This is a genomic window from Paraburkholderia sp. AV2 (genome assembly GCF_054968425.1).
Map to the genome: position 1 here is coordinate 1 of NZ_JBANLK010000031.1, position 19,032 is coordinate 19,032.

The following is a 19,032-nucleotide window of genomic DNA, read 5'->3' on the forward strand; positions in this document are numbered from 1 at the left end:
ACCGCCTTCTCCTGCCTCCTCCCTACGCCGCATACACCACTTCCGACGATAACTCCGGTCCGTGCGCATCCACGACAGCGTCGCGTCGATGGCCGTCAGGTCGGACACCGTCCGCCCGAGCTGGTAGTTCCACCCGAAGATGTGGCTGAGCGTACGGCCGTACTCGAGCGCGGTGGTACCGACCAGTTGCTGGTACTCGGAATCGGACAGCGTATAGCTGAACGTGTTGCGGCCCCACGGAACCGCAAACGAGCCGACAAGGGCATTGCTCTCGAGGCTGTCGATGTAGTTCAGGCTCAGGACTTCCTGCAGGCCGATGAGGTTGTCGGCCTCGATGCCAGCCCGGTAGCGCGTGATGCCGGTCGCCTGTGCGCCGTAGGTATCCACACCGAGCGTGCCGTACACGCTGTCACCGGGCGGGTTGCTGATCGCGACCACCGAGTCCCCCACGGTCTGGCCGGGCAGGATCTGGACGCTGGCCTGGTTGCGCCGCATGCGGTTGATCTGCGCCACGCCCTGGTCGATGTCGGACAGGCGCAGCGGGTCGCCCGGATCGGAGGGAAACGCGGACTCGTAGCCTTCGTCGGTGAACCACCCTCCACCTGCCGACGGCTCGTTCGTCGCGAGGCGATGGACAGGCTTGCCGTTGACCGTGAAGGCTTCGATGCGGCCCACCTCGATGGTGACCGCCAGCGTACCCGAAGCGAGATTCTGTGGACCGAGCAGCGCGCGCGTGGTCACATAGCCGGCCGAAACGTAGACATCGGTCAACCGCCTGAGCAGCACGTTCACTCGCCGGGAGCCCAGTTCATGACCGGTAAATGCGGCGATGACGGCATCGAGCCTTGCTTTCGAAACAGCGGTCTTTGCGGGCGGTTCACCCTTCGGCCCGGCAAGCACGATGTGCGCGACACGGAATGTCGGTCCCGATTCGGCAATCTGGTCGACTGGTGTATCCAGCGGGACGTCGAGTATGTTCTGACTGCCCTGCGGCGCCACGCTCACCTGTGCCGGGGGCTGGGCCAGTTGCTGCTGCTGGGCGGCGGCACGCTGCTGGTCGATCAGTTGCAGGCCCGGGTCCTGGATCGGGCGCGGAACGGCGGGCGGTGCAACCGGCGGCGGCGTCTGGGCAAAGATATTCGTTGAAACGGCGAGCGCCGCAGGCAATGCGGCACGCCGCCAGACTTTCTTCGTCTGCATGCTCAGTACCACCACCACGTCGTAAGACCCAGGTGCTGCCCGATCACGACCGGCGTGGTCGACGGTGCACGCACGGTCGTGATGCCGCCCGTCGCACTCGTGCCCTTGCCGCCCGAGATGTAGCCGCCGTTGATGGTCGCGTCGCCTGTGAGCGTCACGAGACCGTCGGCAGTGAATCCGCCCCCGACGTCGGTCGCGATGATCTCAGCCCAGGTGCTGCCGAAGAACGCCTTGAAACCGTGGTCCTGGTTGATCGCCGAATAGCCCAGCACACCGGTTGCGTAGGTGACCGGCGCGCTTACCGCGAGATTGCCTTGCGCGTAGACGTTGCCGCCCGTGTTCGTCGCGCTCGTACCCGCCGTGATGGACACGTTCTGCCCAGACTGGATCGCGCCGCCGTAGGGCGTCACGTCGCTCGATGCGTTGCCATGGCAAAAAATGAAGCAGCTTTCCGAATAGCCCGCCTGACCGGCGAACACCGCCGCGTTAGTGAAGGCTTGCTGCGCGTTGATCGTGATGTTGCCGTCGTCCGACTGGATAATGCCGCCCGAGTTCGTGACGCTGCGGCCGGAGACCGAGACGTTGCCCGCCGTCGAGGCGATGTACGCGAGCTGGTCGGGCTCCGTGACGGTGCCGTAGTCGATGTTGAAGCCGCTGGACGTGTGCTGGAAGAACAGGAAGCGGCCGCCCTCGGACGAGTAGGCAACCGGCGCGCCGCCGTCGACTCCACCCGTGTGATCGATGACGTTGTTCACGTCGCCCTGGGCCGCGAGCGTGACTGCCCCGTTGGCCAGGATGCGGGCGTTGTCGTTGGTGATGTTGCCCTGGGCGTTCAGCGTTGCCGCACCGCTGGCGGCGAACAGGATGCCGAGGCTGGTCGCATCCGAGAGGTTCGTGATGCTGCCGCCGGCGTTCAGCGTCAGGTCGCCCCCACTGGCCGTACCGCTCGCCGAAATCAGTCCGGCCTGCAGCTCGCTGCCGGTATTGCTGATATCGCCGGAAGTGGTCAGCGCAAGAGCGTTGTCGGCGGTGATCTTCGACGGGCCGGTAGCGTCGTCGGCAATCGTGATGCTGGCTGCGTTAAACGTTGTGTTGTTCGACGCGCCCACCTGCATGCCCTGTGCCGACAGTGCGCCGGTCGCGGTGAGGCCGACGTTGCCATCGGCCTCGATCTGTCCGTCGGCCAGCGACATCGCACCACCCGCTGTCATCGAGATGTCGCCGCTCGCCTGGATCTGCGTTCCCTGCATGCCGATCGCGCCGCCTGCCGTCAGCGATACGTCGTTCGCCGCGGTGATGGAGCCGCCAGACGTCGTGATGTCGCCATTGGCCTGCACCGTGGCATCGCCCGCCGTGGCGTAGATCGCTCCCGCGCTGCGCACGCCGGCGCCCTGGTCCGTGACGATGAGTTGCACGCGGCCGGCCGTCAGGCCTCCCGCTGCGGTGATGTCCACCGCGATACCGGGGTTCGTCGCGCTGGACGGCGTCGAACTGGTGAGCCAGTCGTGGCTGTTGTCCGAAGGAGAATATGCCGTGTCGTAGAGACTCGTGCTGCTGCCGATGAGCGCGCGGATGCCGCCCGTCGAACTGGTGAAACTGTTGGTGACCGGGCCGTTGACGTTCAGTTGCTTTGCGATCAGGTCGAGATTGACCAGCGTGCCGGAGAGACCGCCCGGGCCAATCGTGATCGCTCCCCGGTTCGTGGTGAGCACAACGTTACGCTGGGTCTGGCCCGGTGCGGGTGTGATGTCGTTAAAGCTCACTTCGCCGGTCGACAGAACCACGTGGCCAGCGTTCACGAAGGAGCCGCCGTCTACCGTGATGCCGCTGGGATTCGCGATGATCACGTTCGCGCGCGGGCCGAGCACGGAAATCGCGCCCTGAATCAGCGACGGATTCGTGCTCGTGACCTGGTTGACGATTGTGTTGGCGTTCACGCCGACGTTGTTCAGGTCTGCGCCGGCTGATGAAACGTTGAACGACGAGTACGTATTGTTCGAGACGCCGCCGACAGCAGGCGCAATGGTGACTGTCTGGTGGCCGTTGGCCGCCGTAGAAATTCTCGTCGCGGTGCCGCCGCCGGTTACCATGCCGGTGGCCCAGGCCCGGCTGACGAGCAGCGCAAGCAGCGCGCCGGTTGCAAGGCGAAACCGAAACCGTGTACCCCGTAGTCGAAAGAAGCCGTATTTATACATTTTTGTAGTCCTACATTAACGGCGGTTTCATCAACGCCATGCTGCCGTTTCCATACCCAAAGTCGCCTCAGTTGCCTTGCGCAGCGAAGGCCCTGCTTTCCTTCCGGGCTTCAATAGTCACAAACCCACCATGCGACCCGGGCCGGATTTTCGGCTTTGATGCTCGCTCTGTTCCAGACGGTTCTGGACTGCCGCGGCCCGAATGGCTTGTCGTCCAGACCGTCGTATTCTGGCAATGATCTTTTCGTGCGCGCGGAGCCGCCGACCTCGCCAAGCCACGGACCAGTCTTGATTTGAGAGAACATCAACGTGTTGTTTGTGGCCGAAAACCATCGCTGACGCGACTTCATCGCGTCTACTTGCTCAATTAATCCGCGATTAGGTCAAATTTCGGCACCGTGAACACATCTCCGATCGGACCTCGCTGCAGGCGATCGTAACCTTGGCCAGAAACAAAGAACGCGTTACTGTCAAAGTGATCTTTGAAGAGCTTGCGGCGGGCTTTCACTATTGGATTGTCTTCGACAACGTCCGCCATCCTTTCGGTTAGCTGAACATAAACCATTTCTGGCCCTAGCTCCTCTACAGCGTAGGCTGGGGCAGATAACAACAGATCTTTCCCAAATAGCCTCACGTACGCTGGCCCAAAGACGGTGCCCCAGAAAACGTCGGGAAGCCAATGCCGTAAGAGGTGCGTCACCACCATAAAACGCTCGCCAAAGGGTGCTGATCCATTCTCGATAGCGAAGTCTCTGTCCTGCTCGGCCAGCACATCAACTAATGCAAAATCCGCATTCGCGCGCAAGCTTGATAGCTTCAGGTAAGCGACGAGTGCAGCTTGTTCGACCTGCCCAAGTTCGACGCTGAAACTGATATTCGAATGCGTATCGTGAACCTTGGGGGATTTGCTGTTCCATCGAACAGCGAAAGAACCTTCAGCCTTTGGTCGCTTCCTGCGCTGCCAATAGACTGTCTCACAGTTCCCACTGTCCGGGATAAGCCTATCCAGATCTTGACCATCGAAGTCCCTATCAAGGGGCTCCCACCAGCCCCACTTGTCGGGGGATATGCTGGGCAATAGTTCGTGAAACGTCTGCACGGCATAGAGGAAATCCTCTGGCCGTCTAAACGCCAGCGGACTCAGCACGTTGACACTCACCGGAAGCTTAAATTTCACACGGCACCTGCTATTTCGATATCCACGGGCTGAAAGATCCAGTTGCTGGATTGAAGATTCGAATCGATCCACCTGAGCTGTTGACGAGATTCTGCAACGGCTGCGAAATCGACTGCGTGTTCGGGCTAACAATGAGTTGAATCGGATTGCCTGTCGCTAGATAGCCTCTGAATTGGTTGGAATTCGACAGATTCGTAACATCTTTGACTTCCACTATCGTTGAACCGTCCAAGGCATCGGGAATAACCGTCACCGGGGAACCATTTGGCAACGTAACCGTAATACGATCTGTGTTTTCCGGCACCCCGAGCGCCGATAGTGCGTCATCTTGGAATTGTATCCCGCGCTGAAACGGTGTCAGCCCTTCTGTGCTTGTAGAAGGTCCTTGATCACTTGTCGAACCGCCTTCGTCGCCACTGTTTCCGCTCGACAATATCGGTGCGCCGGGAGTAACAACGGGACTCACGACCATCCCACACGCGCCCGGGCCAGCCAGACACGGTGCGGGCGTTACCACCGCACCCGCTGTCGGTGGGGTATTGTTACCACCGCCGTTCGAGCCGGATAGCTGATTATTGGGATCGGCCGGTGGCGTCTGCCCCCCGTAGTTCGCCCGGATCTTCGAAATCAGCCCTTGGACCGTCGAGGAAACACCAGAGCCGATTGCCTGTGTTGCCGGATTACCCGGTAACCACGGCATCAACGAGTAGGCTACAGCCAGCGCTGCGCTGCCGAGTCCACCATTTTGTGCCGCATAGGCCGTATGAGCGGCACTTGCTGTGTCGTTGTTCAACGCCTCGTTCTGCGCGGCCATTGCGCCAGCAGTCACGTTCTGGCCCGCGAGGCCGGCGAGGCCACCGCCCAGCAACGTAGCGAATCCAGCCACTGCCGCCTGCTGGCCTGAATCCAGCGGTGCACCAGTCGGATCGATTGCACTGATAAAATCCGACGAGAACGCTGCGCTCGCCGCCCCACCAATCGCCCCGCCACCGCAACCCGTGCCTTCGGCCGCGCTCGCGGCGCAGCCTAGAGCCGAATGCAGACCAACGTAGGCCAGTTCGCCACCCACCGGGCCGAGATCTGCCGTCAGCGTCGGCGCCTCATTACCAATTGCGTACGCACCAGCGGCAGACGCATCGCTGGCAGCGCTGCTTTCCAGGTTGGTCAGGAAGCTGCCACCTGCAATCGCCGTCTGTACCCCCGCACTGATCGTTGCGGTTGCACCTAACGCAGCCAGTTCTTCCGGCAAGCTCTGCGCTGTTGCCTCTCCCGCTTGCGACACGGTTCCCGTCAGGGCATTACCAACGTTGCTGATACCTGCCAGCTGCCCCAACGTGCTGGTGTTCTGCGGCAGGCTGTTCAACCCCTGATCGAGATTGCCAAGTCCAAACGAACCGGTTGAGCTGTTATAGGTGATGCCATCCGTCAGGCCAGCGGTGAGCACCCCTATCGCGCCCGCCTCCAGGACCGACCCGATGTTGATGCCATTGCCGGCAACAAACTGGCTGGCGAGACTTCCGCTCATGCCGCTCACACCAGCAACAATCATGGCCTGGCCCAGCGTCATCTGTGCCAGGGTCGTGCTCATTGCTGCCGCGGCACCACCGGCAGTAACGATCGACACCACCACCGCCGCCACCATCGCAGCGATCTCGCCCCCCAGACCAACGCTATTGGTGTAGACCATCGAGGTGGTCAGATCGTTGCTGACGGTACTCTGCGTGAAGCTGCTGCCGAGCTGGCTTTTCAGGTTCGTGAGGAGTTGCGCGGTGGCAGCCGTGTTCTCGCTGCCATCCGCGTTCGTGACTTCGAGCGCGCCGCCGATCTGGTTGATGGCGTCTGCGTTCAGGTCGTAGTTCGCGGCGGTCATGTAGCCGCCCTGCTGCACCTCGGTACCCGTGGTGGCCGCCAGACCGGTGCTCACGTCCTGGTAGATGTCCCCGACGTTGGTCGAGCGCTGCTCGTTCGTCAGCGTGCCCGTGTTGACCGTCAGTGTTCCGGAAGCCGAGATCGAACCGGTATTGAGAATGCTGTTCGCGTAGTTGAGCGTAACGTTCGTGCCGGTGATCGTCCCGTCCGCGTTCACCGTCGCGAAGTTCTGCGGCAGCAGCACCTCGGGCATCAGCGCCTGAACCGTCGGGCAGGATGCGTTACCCGTGGCCGTACATCCCGGCTCGGGGACGGTCTCCTCGACGTACCACAGCATCGGCGCATTCACGAGCGCGAGTTGCTGCTGGCTCAACTGCGTGCCCAGCGCAATGTTGTTCTGCTCGGCGTACTGGAGCGCCGCGCCATAGAGCGCCGCCGTATCCTGGTTGTTGATCGACGCCTGACCGGTGCTGTCGGTCGCACTGGTCGTGCTGTAGAAGCTCGACTGGCCCGTCTCCTCAAGCGCAGCCTGCTCGACCTGCTGCGCCTGCGTGTACGGATCGTAGTAAAACTGCGTCGTATCGGGTTGCAGGCTCGCGGGCAACTTCGCGAGGAGCGCCGCAGGCGAAACGTCATCCGTCACCGCCGAAGCCGGGCTGTTTACAAGGTACGTCACGTTTTCCGTCTGACTGCCGACGGTCTGCACCGCAGTGCCGTTACCCACACCGTTAGCCGTTTCCGCCTGTGCCGTACCGGCCTGGGCGCCGATGGGCGCGTTCACGGTAACGCTGCCGGGCGCGACCGGCCTGCCCACCGTGGTCGTACCCAGCGGCAGGTTCGCGGGCGGCCCTGCCGTGCCCGTCACGGACACCGGCTGCCCGGCCATGTTCGTCAGCAGCCCCGCACTGTTGACCGTCGTTGCAGCGCTGGCCGGAACGGCCGGTGGTCCCAGCGTAATCACCTGTCCCGAAACAGCGGGCGGCGGCGTATAGACGGTCGGGTTCGTCAGCCCGTTGACCAGCGTTGCGCCCGTGAGGCTGACGGTCTGGCCGATCACGTTACCCGTGTTGGTCAGCGTCGGCGAATTCACCGACAGCGCGTTGCCCGCCTGGATGGTCCCCGGCACGAAATCCGGCAGTCCCACCGCATCGGGCAGCCCCGGCGGATTCTGCGTGTCGCCGGACACGTAGGCGCTGCCGTAAAGCTGCTGGCACAGCGACGTGTTCCCTGCGCAGCCAAACGCGATCGACGCCGGGTTGTTCTTGTCGTACCCGCCCCGGTAATACGCGTACAGGTACTGGTTGCTGCTCGCGGCGCTGCCCGTCGCGTTGATCGTGACGTTGTTCAGCGCCGTCACAAGGCTGCCGGTATTGCTGAAGGTTCCGGCCGTCAGGTTGACGTTGTGGTTGGCCGTGATCGTCGCCGGACTGGCTGACTGCACGTCGACATATGCCTCACAGTTCAGCGTACAACTGGTGAAAGGCGTGGCGCTGCCATAGTTCTGGTGGATCTGCACGGGTGCCGCGATCGTGTTCGTCAGCGTCGCCGCGTTGAGGTCCACGTCGTTACCCGCTTCGATCGCGCCCGAGGTGTTCGTCACGCTCGCCGCCTGCACGAGGTTCGTCGGCGTCGCGGAGGTGTCGCTCGCTGTCGTGCCTGCGCCGCCGATCACGACGTTACGACCTGCGACCAGATTCCCGTAGGTGTTGCTGACCGTGTTCGCAGCGATGACGACGTCGTTGGCCGCCGTGACGTTCGCGTTGATCTGCTGGTAGCTGTACGTCTGCGAGTTGTTGTTGCTCGTCGCCCCGGCGGTGCACCCCGAATACCCCGACGCACAACCGGCCGTCGTGGTCATCGTCCCGGTGTTGGCCCCCTGGTTCGTGAAGCTGCTCGCTGTGATGTTGACGTCGTTGCCCGCCGCAATGTTGCCGCCATTCGTAAGACTGCCGCCCGAGAGATTCACGTTATGACCGGCCACGATCTGGCCCGTCGTTCCCTGCTGCGTGACCGAAGACGACACCGACGGAATCGCGATCGCGCTGACCGCATCGAATGTAAAGGACGCCGGTGGCGCGGCGGGACCCGAGTTGTAGCCGCTCGAGCGGGATCCGTACTGCCCGCTCGAATTCCCGCGCCCCCAGACCGAGATGCCGCCTGAGGCCTGCATCGATGCCAGGGCGTTCATGAACGCCGTCAGCGACGCGGAATCGACAGCATCGGTGACGGTCGTGGTAATCGACGTGCCGCTATTCTCGAGCGACTGCACGTTCAGGTTCGCATCGTTGCCGGCGCTGATCGTTCCGCTCTGGTTATTGAGGCTGTTCGCCGTGAGATTCAGGTTGTTACCCGCTGCGATCACCGAACTGGCCGCGAACGACCCGGTGGTCGTCGTGGTTTCCGTGACGGTCGGGATCGTCAGCGTCCGCGTCGCCGCGGCGCCGGAGATGTCGCTGTTCTGCACGAACCAGAGGTCGGCGCTGCCGCCCGCCACCAGGGTTCCGACCTGCTCGAACGTCACCGTTCCCGAGGTCGCGACCGGCGCGCTCTGGGGACCTTCCGGGAAACCGTCGGCGCCTCCCCAATCGGGGTTGCTCGCGATTCCGTTCCAGCCATTCGCGGGAATCTCGCCGGTGGTGGCGAGCAGCCCACCCAGCGTGACGGGCTGGGTCACCGTCACCAGTTCCAGGCCACCACCAAACTGTCCGCCCCCGCTACCGGCCCCGTAAGCGGTCTCCGTGCCGATCACGGTGGACATCAGCAGCGGTGTGTTGACGACGGTCGTCGTGGAGGTGGTCGTCGTGGTGGACGTCGCGGCCGAATTGATGACGTTGTTCGCGTTGATCGTGAGATTGTTCGTGGCCGAGATCGTGCCGCCCGCATTGGTCAGATCGCCCGAGAGATTGACCGTCATGTTGCCGGCACCAGCTGCACTGCTGCTGTTGCCAACCTGGGTCGTCCCGTTCGAGTTGTCGTAGCTCGTGCCGGAAATCGTGAGTTCGTTCACGGCTTCAACCGTGCCCGCGTTCGTGCCTGAGCCGTTGAGCGTGAAGGCGTCGCCCGCCTGGATCGTTGCACCCGCAGCGTTCGCGAGCGAACCGTTGATCGTCAGATCGTTCGCATTGACGGTACCCGAATTGGTCACCGCACCGTTGAGCGTCAGCGAGCCGGTGCCCTGGTTGATCGTTCCCGCGTTGCTGATGCCCTGCGACGCGGTCACGTTGACAGTCGTGCCCGGCAGCGTCCACGTGCCCGAATTACTGATAGCCTGGGCCGAGAGGTTGAACACGTTGCCGCCGTTGACCGTACCGAATACGCTGGATGACGGATCGATCGTCTGGTTCGGCAGGTTCAGCGTGACGCTGTTCTGGCCCAGGATCTGGCCATTCGTGCTGTTGTACGAGCCATTGCCGCCCGTCACCGTCACCGAGGTATCACCCGTCGCGGCCGTAGGATGGTTCACGTCTCCGGCGAAGATCAACCCGTTGGTGTTGCTCAGGTTCGCCGTGGTGAGATTAAGCGCGTTCGTTGCCAGCAGGCCACCGGTGTTGGCGGTGGTGCCCGCTACGGTGAGATTCGTGGTCGGGCCGTAGATCGTGCCTGAATTGTTCAGGTTCGCAGCCGTCACCGCCATCGTTTCGAGCGACGACAGCGCGCCCTGGTTCGTAACGTTACTTCCCGAGACAGTCAGAGTGCCCTGTGCCATCTGGGTGCCAACGTTCGTCACCGTGCCGCCGGCGAGCGTGGCGTTGCCCATGTAAGCGGCGGTGCCGCCTGTGGTCAGGTTCGCGGTGCCCGTCGCGCTGTACGTGCCGCCGATCACCGCGTTGGCGGTTGTGACGTTCGCCCCGTTGAGCGTGGCATTGCCGTTCACGCTCAGCGTTGGCGCGCTCGCGCTGTAGGCCGCGTTCAGTTGACCGGCCGACGTGTCGAGGCTGTTGATCGCGGTGGCACTGAGATTGCCGCCCACGGCCAGCCCCTGCGTCGTGATGATCGTGCCGGTCAGCGTGGCATCGTTCGATACGGTCGTCTGTGCGCCCAGCGTCAGGCTCTGGCCCGCGTTCAGCGTTACCGATCCCGCCGACGATACGGTTGCGTTCGCTGTGAGGTTGCCGCCGTTCGCATTCATCGCGAGGTTGCCCAGCGACTGCACGGTGCCCTGCGCGTTGACGTTCATGCCCGCCGTCACGCTCATGGCACCGCCCGAGAGCGCGTTGCCGAGCGTCGCGCTGCCGTTGGTGGCGGTGAGCGTTTCGGTGCCGACGGCCGTTGTCGCGCCTACCGTGAGGTTCTGGCCAGCCGTCGCCGCCAGGTTGTTGCCCGTCTGGATTGTGCCGGTCAACGCAATGTTGCTGCCGGCTGTGAGCGTCGTGTTGTTCGCGACATTGACGGCCCCACTGCCGGTGAGGCTGCCGCCCGCGTTCACCGTGGCATTGCCCGTGCCGTCCGCTTCGAGACCGCCATCCAGCGCCACGTTGCCGCCGGCGCCGACAGTCGTATCGCTGCCGCTATGCACCGCGCCCGAGACGGTGGCGTCCTGCCCTGCCGAAATCGCAATCGTACCGGGGCTAGAGAGCGTGCCTGCCACGGTGACGCTGCCCGCACTGGAACCGATCTGCGCGTTGCCGCCGCTGGTGACCGTGCCGCCCAGACTCACGCCCTGCTGGCCGTTTGCGTTGAGCGCGCCGGCCGTCGTGACCGTCCCGCCCGTAGAGAGCGTGCCGCCGCTCGCCGAGAGGCTCATGTCGCCGACCGAGGCGACTGAACCGTCGATGGCAGCACTACCACCCGAGGTCACCGTGAACGCGCTGCCGCTCGTAGCGCTGCCGCCCAGGGTCGCGTTACCCCCTGCGCTGACGGCAATCGCACCGGGCGCTGTGAGGGTGCCGCCGAGCGAAGCGTTGCCGCCCGCTGTGGCCGTGACCGTCGAACCGGACTGCACGGCACCCGTCAGGCCGATGTTCTGGCCCGCGGCGAGCGACACCGCGCCCTGCGAGGAAGCGACGTTGCCATTACCCGAGATCGAGCCCGACTGCGCGCTGACCGTCACCGCCCCCTGCGCCTGCGTCGTGCCACCCAGCGCGACGCCCTGTCCGGCCGTGACGTTCGCCGCACCGTTCGACTGCAGGTTGCCGCTCACGGTGGCGGTGCCCGTCGTCGCGCTGATCGTCGTGTTGCCCATTGCGGCGATGGCACCACTCACCGCCGCATTGCGGCCTGCGCTGAGCGCCACCGTACTGCCACCGCTGACACTGCCGTTTTCGTTCACGTCGCGTCCGGCCTGGACCGTGATCGTTCCGGGAGCAGAAACATTCGCCAGCGACACATCCTGAGCCGCCGTCGCCGACACGGCCGCACCGCCCTGGACGGCACCGCTGTACGCGATGTTCCCGCTCGCCGACAGGTTCACATTCCCCTGCGTCGTGCCGATGGCACCGGTACCGGTCAGGTTGCCGTTCGTCGCGGCAAGCGTCGCATCCCCCGTGGTGGTGAGCGCGCCATTGACGACGACGCTGCCGCCGCGGACGCTCGCCGTGGCCGCCTGGGTCTGTCCGCCCAGCGTCGTGGTGCCGCCGGACTGTACCGTGATTTCCCCGGGCGTCACCGCCGTACCTGACAGCGTGGCGTCACCGTTCGCGGCCGTCACGCTCAGGGTTCCCAGTGCGGATACGTTCCCGCCGATCAGCGCGCTTTGCCCGGCCGAGACGGACAACGCCGCATTGGTGACGACATCGCCCGTGATCTGCGCCGTACCCGTCGTCGCGGCAATCGACGTATTGCCAACACCGCTCGCCGCGCCATTCACGCTCGCGTTATGCCCGCCCGTGAGCGTAACGGTGCTGCCGCCCTGCACAGCGCCATTGATCGTCAGATCCTGGCCGGCGTTTGCCGTAATCGTGCCCGGCGCGCTCAGCGCCGAGTTCACCGTCAGGTCACCTGTTGTGGCCTGCAGCGCGAGGCTCTGGCCCGACACCGAGCCGAGCGTCATCGAGTTGCCGGCATTGAGTGTCGTGCTGCCATTCGCAGCCACCGACGTGGCGTTCAGATTGCCACCAGCGGTAAGCGACGCACTCTGACCCGCCGAGACGCTGCCCGTCGCGTTGATGTCCCCGTTCGCGCTGACCGTGTAGTTCTGGTTGGCCAGTGCCGTGCCGGTAATGTTCGTCGCACCTGCGCTCGTGAGACTCACGTTCTGGCTGGCATACGTTTGCCCGACCGTGATGTCGCCGTTCGCATTGACGACGGCGTTGCCCGCCGTGGCGGCAAGCGGCCCCTGCATGTTCACGCCCATGCCGGCGGCAGTCGAAACGATAAACACCTGCCCGCTGGTGACCGAACCGAACTGGCTCGCGTCGATTGCAACACCACCATTGCCGATGGCCGACGCCGTGTTGGTCGTGCCGTTGGAAGCGGTGTCGTACGTGGTACCCGTAAAACCGGTGGCGGTAGGCGTGACGAGCTGGTTGCCCGAGATGAGGTTGACGCGGTTGCTGGCCTGAATGGGCGCGTTGACCGCGAGGGTCTGGCCGATGAGGTCGATGTTGCCAACGGTACCGGCAATGCCAGGACCGGGCGTGCCGTTGTTGCCCGGTGGCCCGTTGATCGAGATGTTGCCGGAGTTCACGCTGTACGCGAGCGCCCCGGCATTGGCATAGCTTGTCGCCGTGCCACCCGCGGCCGTGATGAACTGCGGCGTGCCGGTCGTGAGCGTGAGGTTCGAGATATTGGTGAGCGCCGTGCCGCCCGGGATGGATATGCCGTTTGGATTACTAATGATCAGAGACGCGGTGTTGCCAAAAATCTCCAGTGGCCCTGATATCACGGAAGCGTACTGGCTACCGGTGGACGTCACCTGCGCCAGGATCGTCGAGGCGGCGCGCCCCGCAAGGTTCGGGTTGGCGCCCACCTGGCCGCCCGTGAGCGACGTGCCCGCCACGAGACTGTTATTGAAGATCAGCTCTTCGCTGCCCGCCGAGAGACTCTGGAACTGCGAGACGGACAGCCCCTGAGCATTGGGCGCGGGAATGTTGATAACGGGTACGCCTGCCGAACTCTGGGTGACGGCTGGCTGGAACGGAACCGGTGCGTGCGGGTCGACGATCGGCGCGGCGTGCGCCGTCTGGTCTGCGAGCAGCACGGCCGGCGCGAAATACATCACGCCCGCCATGACGGCAGCCGTGACGCGCCGCCACAGCGCCGTGCCGGATTGCCCCTACCCCCGCATCCATGAACCGCATCCGGTCCGCAGCCGCCGCGCGCTGCATGGCGCCACGGACGATGTTATTTACCCCGTTGTGCATCTTGCCTACTGCCTGTTTGTTCTTGTTGACCCCTTACAGCGAATGACGGGATGTTACTGGAAACAGGGACGCACCATTGTTAACGATCGGCAACATCAGCGATTTTTCGGCGAAAAAACCGCAGAAAATGCGAATTGCATATTCAAATGCTGATTAACTACCTGGATATAGACCCGTTGCCCTGGCTCGCGACACACAGGCACGAACGCCCAGGCGGTGCGGCGAGTGCATGGCGCCGGGAAGCTGCACAGCGTCACCCGTTGACGCACAAGCGAGGATCAGCACAGGCAATGCGTGACGCCTACATCGAGCTAACCCTGCGAGGGACATCCAACCACGAAAGCTCAACATCATTCATGCCGATAAAACCCGGCGCGCGAGTGCGTGAGAACTGCCGATGTACCCTGCTATGCGTCGTTTGTGCCAGCCGGTAGCGTCCTGATTTCTGCAATCTTCTTGAACATCGCCAGATAGTCCCGGCGATGTTCGGACAGCCACAGCACGATCCGCGCGTCCGCCAGCAAATTCTGGAGATAATTGGTCAGCATCATCAGTTGCAGCGTGTCGCGCCCATAGCTCTGATCGTAAAGATGGGCTTCCGCCTGCAACGTTGCTACTTCCTTTTCCAGACGGGCATTGGCTTCGGCGAAGCCGTTACGTTTTGGCACCACCTGACCGCTCTCCACGAGCTGGTCGGGTGGTGAAGATTCCAGCATGGCCTGAGCGAACTTCGACGAGTAGTTGTTAAAGTCGACCATCCGTGTTGCCGCATCGATCTGGCGGAACGGTTTCATCTTCCTCAGTGCCTGAAACACCCCGAGCGCACACTGCTTGTCGCCGAGTATGGTGGCGGCTTCGTCACAGACGCCGTCGAGCAGGCGAAAGCGCACCTTGATGGCATCCAGCGATATCCCGAGCGCGCAGGCGAGATCTTCCGCCGGAACACCATGGTCAAGGGCTTTCACGATCATCCGGTGAACCTGCACGGCGGCCATCCCGTTGAAGTGACGGTTATAGGTAAAGCTCTCGTCGTCCAGCGCGACGAGACATACTGCAAAGCCGACACCGCACTCCCTGAGCGCATGAAGCCGCACATGGCCGTCGATAACGAGCCAGGCGCCGGCTTCGGCGGGATGCTGCCTGACCACGACAGGTTCGACCAGCCCGATGGCCTTCACCGAAGCGAGGATCTGCGCGTACTTCACGCTTTTCCATACGCCCTCGGAGAGCGTCTTGTTCGGACGCAGACACGCGAGATCAAGCCGTACGCAATGTTGCTCGAAGCCCAATGCAACGGGCTTCGGGGTTTGCAGCATGTTCATGTACCGACTCCCGCTCCGTCCTTTCTCAGGGCTGCCAGCTTCAGAAACTCCGGCATCGAATTACGGCTCTCCTCTGAGAGCAGATCGACGAATTCATCGACCTGCAGCAGATCGCGAAAGGCTTCGATGACGCCGATCAGCCGCGACTGCGTGAATTCTGCCCGCTTGACGACGGCCCGATGCCGGGCGGCCTCCTGCTCATAGAGCCTGCGCAGCTCGTCCGGCTTGTAGGCTTTGCTACGCGAACGGGATGAAACGTTGTTGCTCAACGTCTTGCCGGACTTCGCACGCAGTTCGAGAAGTTTGCGGACGACGGCGACCTTCCTTCCCCGCAATTCATTGCGGTTATAGGCGTCCATGAGCAGGGTCTGGCACTCGGCGTCGGGCGCTCGCGCGATATCGACCGCGAGACTGAGCGGCATCTGGCCCGCCTCAACAGCCGCCAGCAGGCGCTTTTCACCACGATCAAGGAGTATCCCAATTTCCTTGACCCACTCAGCAGAGCAGCCGATCTTGCGGCCGATTTCCGCATTCGAATAACCACGGTGCCGCAGGATCGAAATGTTTTCCAGCACCTCCACAGCGCGTGGCTGGCGTCTGGCGATATTTTCAACCAGACTCTTGATCAGGCACTCGCGCTCGGGCGCAGAGATCACCAGCGCGGGAATCTTCTTCTGCCCGAGAATCATGAACGCTTCCAGCCGGCCCTGACCGCACACAAGGTCATAGATTCCTGTATGGGCCGTCTCGTCAGTCCTGCATACGGTGATCGGCCTTTTCAGGCCGACCGATTCGATGCTGCGCACGATCTCCTGATGAACCCGGCGGTTACGTTCACGCGGGTTTAGTACCCGGATCCGGTCGACGTCGATCAGCTCGACGGTTTCGCCCACTTCATCTTTCATGCCGCCTCCCTGCAGGGTGTGCGTGCGCTCAGTCCATAGAAGATCGACAGATCGTCATACCGGTAGGCCTCAAGGAAAAAGTGGTTCTCTTCCCTGAGCACCTGCACGTCCTCGGGGAAGTCGATGGATGGCAACACGAAATAGTCATATGCGAACGTGTTCGTGGAATCCATGCGCACAATGATGGTGACGTCAGGCATCAGGGCTCGATCGAGATGCACCGCCCAACGCCGGCGTCCGGTGCACGTCGACCGGCAGCGGACGACAACCACCGACACGGTGAATTCGCCATTCACCAGCAGCAGGTCTGCAATTTCGCCACGCGCGACCCATCCCCCTGCCGCTTCGATGCCATGCACAATCTCGTCGACAACAGAGGGATGCAGACGGCGTAGCGCCTCGTTGATCACAAGGTATCGGTAGTCATGCGCGGGCCGAAAACCGACCAGCGAATAGGCTCGCAGCAGACCACCGAAGCGCGAGGCATAGGCCCCGCTTGAAGGCATGTCCTCATGTTCGTCGATGACCCAGCCCGAGAGGAATCCGGTTCGCGCGAGCAGCGAACGCAGCGCATCAAGCATCTCGTCATCGGTCATGCGGGCGTGGCGCGCGGCGATGATTTCCTGTGCCGCCCTGAACAGCGCCAGCGGGACGACCGGCTCGAATGCGCCGTCGCAGCGTACCCATTCCTCTGGAGGATTTCGCCGATGCTCCATTTTCAACCGGAACGAGGTCCGGTTCCAGACGTTGTTGCCGATGTACTTTTCGTTCGTGAGAACCTGGTGGACCGTCCCCCGGGTCCATGGTCTGTCCAGATCGGTACGGATACCCTGTTCATTCAGGTAACCCGCGATCTGGCGCTCGGTCCAGTGGCTGCCGACGAACCGCCTGTACATGTTCAGAACGATCGACACCTCCTCTGAGGGACCAGGCACGAGAATGACCCGATCAGTCTGGATGCTCTTGTGCTGTCGCAAGGCAAGGATTTCCTTGGGTTGGCGTTGCGCATCAACAAGCTGACGACGTATGCCAAAGCCCGCTGTGCCGCCCTGCCGGACCCTGAGCAGCACCAGCGTGCGCTGTCCTGCAAACACTTTCTGGGACAGGTTGCGGCTGAAGTCACCTGATGCCATCCGGCGCACCTGGCGAACGAGCCCGGCGACCGGACTGCCATCGTTGGCAATATCGTCCTCGCAATAGATGATCCGGATGCCCGCCCTGCGGCAGAGCTGCTCGTAAAAGCTGCTTTCGTCGGCATCCTGGAACCGCCCCCAGCGGCTGACGTCATAAACAAGAACTGCATGGAAATCGGCCCGGCCCTGTGTCACATCCGCAATCAGGGATTTGAGGCCTGGGCGCCCCTTGAAGGTCAGCCCACTCCTTCCCTCGTCGACGTAGGTGCGTACAACACGCATGGCGTGTTTGTCGGCGTATTCGGAAATCGCGGCGCGCTGGTTCTCCGTTGAGTACTGCTGGTGATCGGTCGACATGCGCAGGTATTGCGCGACCGGTTCCAGATCGTCGCGACCGTCCCTGCGTATCTCGCGAACCGGCTCCAACGCCATCTTCTTCTCCCACCAGCCCTTACGGAGCCGATGCTGCGACTCATCGCGTTTCAGTGTGATGACCGTTTCTGGGCATTTCGAAGAATGTCGGGGTGCCAGCTCCTGGTTTCAGAGGACGCACCGCGTTTCTGATGAAACGGCATCGCCGCGCAATATGCAGTCGCCCACATAAGGAACCACGGCTGCACGATTGAAGATATGGAGTAGCAGACGAGGGATCGAGTGATTTGCTTGAAAGTGATCAACAGCGCGGCTGAAATAACGCCGGAACGTGGGAATTAGAAACGCGCCGACAGTGCTTGCCAGAATGGCGGTCAGCAGGAAAAGCTGAAAGTCGCCGAGCAGACCATGCTCCATGTGATGAGCGATATCGAGCTCAACCCGCTTCGCTATGAATGGTCCCTGAAAGGAATTTGCCGTCCGGGAAACCAAGGCGATGATCCCGGTTCGACGGACGTGGGCAGCGGAAGGCTACCTGGCGTGCGCTTCGCCTCAAGAGGTGCAGCGACAGCAATCGGCTTCACCGCTTACGATCCGAAGATGAGTGAACGATGAGCTGCGACGCCTGCCGCAACGCCCGCGGCCGATGCGAACGTCGCGTTTGTCCAGGTACTCGAAGCGTCACCGGCGGCAAACACGCCCGGCACGCTCGTCTGCTTCCATTCGTCCACACGGATAACGGGGCCCATCGGTCCTTCTTCGAACGCGCATCCGAGCTGTGTCGCGAGTGGGCTCGCCATTCGCGTCCGGGGCGCGACGAAGAGTGCATCGATAGCGACGACCCGGTCATCGGCGAGACGCAATCCGGTTATGTTGGGGGAAGCTCCGATTATGTCGATGACGGGCGTCCGCTCGATGAGCACGTTACGGGTGTCGAACAGAGCAGCCTCTTCGGGCGTCGGTTGGACGATGCCTTGCGTGAACCATGTCGTCGGTCCCCAATCAGAAACGAGCATCGCCTGATGGACTGAAAGCGCGTGTGTCGCCAGAACGCCGAGCCGTTTGTCTCCTACTTCGTAGCCGTGGCAGTATGGACAATGCAGTACTGAAAATCCCCATCGCTCTTCAAGGCCGGGCACGGACGGTAGTTCGTCGCGAACGCCCGTGGCGAGAATCAGGCGATCCGCGCTCAAAGTGCTCCCATCGCCTTGTGTGACGAGAAATCGATCACCGATACGTTCTGCCGTGCTGGCTTCCCTCGCGACGATCCGCGCGGTCGGATACGCCGCCAGTTGGGCTGTCGCTTCGCCGATGATCTCGGCTGGCGCCTTGCCATCCTGTCCGAGGAACCCATGCGAGTGTGGTGCGAAGCGATTGCGTGGACGCCTGTCATCAAGCACCAGTACACGCCGTCTCGCGCGCACCAGTTGCATCGCGGCGGAAAGACCGGCGAAGCTGCCACCGATCACGATGACATCGTAATGTGCTGACATAGGTTTCCTCCTTCTCAAGTAACTTGTCTGGTTGCATGATAGCGCCGTGCTACACTATCACGCAA

Annotated in this window: 9 protein-coding genes and 1 pseudogene; 1 reads left to right on the top strand and 9 read right to left on the bottom strand. The window is 62.7% G+C overall.

From position 1 onward, the window contains the following. The 4 genes from V8683_RS20460 to V8683_RS20475 all read right to left on the bottom strand — a co-directional run. Positions 1-1,200, bottom strand: a 1,200-nt coding sequence (locus V8683_RS20460) for a ShlB/FhaC/HecB family hemolysin secretion/activation protein (protein WP_462880672.1), incomplete at its 3' end; no start/stop codon positions are given. A gap of 2 nt (positions 1,201-1,202) precedes the next feature. Next, positions 1,203-3,395, bottom strand: a complete 2,193-nt coding sequence (locus V8683_RS20465) for a two-partner secretion domain-containing protein (RefSeq protein ID WP_411188447.1) — start codon at positions 3,393-3,395, stop codon at positions 1,203-1,205. A 367-nt stretch (positions 3,396-3,762) separates the two neighbouring features. Next, a complete protein-coding gene (locus tag V8683_RS20470) occupies positions 3,763-4,572 on the bottom strand; it encodes a hypothetical protein (protein ID WP_411188446.1) in 810 nt (269 codons plus the stop codon). A 10-nt stretch (positions 4,573-4,582) separates the two neighbouring features. Further along, positions 4,583-13,609 (bottom strand): two-partner secretion domain-containing protein, encoded by a 9,027-nt coding sequence (locus V8683_RS20475; RefSeq protein WP_411188445.1) that lies wholly within the window; start codon positions 13,607-13,609, stop codon positions 4,583-4,585. Between V8683_RS20475 and V8683_RS20480 the strand changes: the two genes are divergently transcribed. Continuing rightward, positions 13,608-13,895 carry a hypothetical protein gene (locus V8683_RS20480; RefSeq protein WP_411188444.1) on the top strand — a complete coding sequence of 96 codons (288 nt, stop codon included), beginning with the start codon at positions 13,608-13,610 and terminating at the stop codon, positions 13,893-13,895. The two genes, V8683_RS20475 and V8683_RS20480, sit on opposite strands and share 2 nt — an antisense overlap. A gap of 254 nt (positions 13,896-14,149) precedes the next feature. On the opposite strand, the gene V8683_RS20485 is transcribed toward V8683_RS20480, so the two are convergent. The 5 genes and pseudogenes from V8683_RS20485 to V8683_RS20505 form a co-directional block, all read right to left on the bottom strand. Beyond that, positions 14,150-15,064, bottom strand: a complete 915-nt coding sequence (locus tag V8683_RS20485) for a plasmid partitioning protein RepB C-terminal domain-containing protein (RefSeq protein ID WP_411188443.1) — start codon at positions 15,062-15,064, stop codon at positions 14,150-14,152. Then, entirely contained in the window at positions 15,061-15,969 is a 909-nt protein-coding gene (locus V8683_RS20490; protein ID WP_411188442.1) for a plasmid partitioning protein RepB C-terminal domain-containing protein, read from the bottom strand. The genes V8683_RS20485 and V8683_RS20490 overlap by 4 nt, the downstream gene beginning before the upstream one ends. Beyond that, positions 15,966-17,534 (bottom strand): recombinase family protein, encoded by a 1,569-nt coding sequence (locus tag V8683_RS20495; RefSeq protein ID WP_411188441.1) that lies wholly within the window; start codon positions 17,532-17,534, stop codon positions 15,966-15,968. Before V8683_RS20495 ends, V8683_RS20490 begins: the two co-directional genes overlap by 4 nt. 177 nt (positions 17,535-17,711) lie before the next feature. Next, a pseudogene (locus tag V8683_RS20500) lies at positions 17,712-17,978 on the bottom strand (lipid II flippase family protein); the annotation flags it as partial. A gap of 83 nt (positions 17,979-18,061) precedes the next feature. Beyond that, positions 18,062-18,967, bottom strand: a complete 906-nt coding sequence (locus V8683_RS20505; protein WP_411188440.1) for an NAD(P)/FAD-dependent oxidoreductase — start codon at positions 18,965-18,967, stop codon at positions 18,062-18,064. Positions 18,968-19,032: the final 65 nt, after the last annotated feature.

What these genes read in the sequence shown, in the direction of transcription:
- V8683_RS20465 (WP_411188447.1), bottom strand. Translation starts at nt 3,395, where the DNA reads ATGTATAAATACGGCTTCTTTCGACTACGGGGTACACGGTTTCGGTTT.
- V8683_RS20480 (WP_411188444.1), top strand. Translation starts at nt 13,608, where the DNA reads ATGACGGCAGCCGTGACGCGCCGCCACAGCGCCGTGCCGGATTGCCCC.
- V8683_RS20475 (WP_411188445.1), bottom strand. Translation starts at nt 13,609, where the DNA reads ATGGCGGGCGTGATGTATTTCGCGCCGGCCGTGCTGCTCGCAGACCAG.
- V8683_RS20485 (WP_411188443.1), bottom strand. Translation starts at nt 15,064, where the DNA reads ATGAACATGCTGCAAACCCCGAAGCCCGTTGCATTGGGCTTCGAGCAA.
- V8683_RS20490 (WP_411188442.1), bottom strand. Translation starts at nt 15,969, where the DNA reads ATGAAAGATGAAGTGGGCGAAACCGTCGAGCTGATCGACGTCGACCGG.
- V8683_RS20495 (WP_411188441.1), bottom strand. Translation starts at nt 17,534, where the DNA reads ATGGCGTTGGAGCCGGTTCGCGAGATACGCAGGGACGGTCGCGACGAT.
- V8683_RS20505 (WP_411188440.1), bottom strand. Translation starts at nt 18,967, where the DNA reads ATGTCAGCACATTACGATGTCATCGTGATCGGTGGCAGCTTCGCCGGT.